Source organism: Pseudomonas sp. AC463, from assembly GCF_979253585.1.
The window spans coordinates 1-231 of sequence record NZ_CEEDDZ010001229.1 but is presented as its reverse complement, the minus strand read 5'-3'; the positions used below and the strand labels follow the sequence as shown (position 1 = coordinate 231).

At 64.9% G+C, this 231-nt stretch carries 1 protein-coding gene; it reads left to right on the top strand.

The window, feature by feature from the left end:
• Positions 1-231, top strand: a 231-nt coding sequence (locus AC0IYH_RS34220; protein WP_471838951.1) for a substrate-binding domain-containing protein, incomplete at both ends; no start/stop codon positions are given.

Here is a 231-nt window from a genome sequence, read left to right as displayed (position 1 = left end):
GGCCGTCGCCAGCAAAATCCCGCGGGTGTACGTCAACCGTCATCCGGATGAGCGCACCGTGCCCAAAGGCGTGGTCACCGTGGCGTCCAACGACATCGAGGCCGGGCAATTGCAGATGCGCGACCTCGCCGAGAAACTCGGAGGCAAAGGCAACGTGGCGATCATCATGGGCGACCTGGCGCAGAACGCCACCCATGACCGCACCGAGGGCGCCAAGCAGGTGCTCAAGGA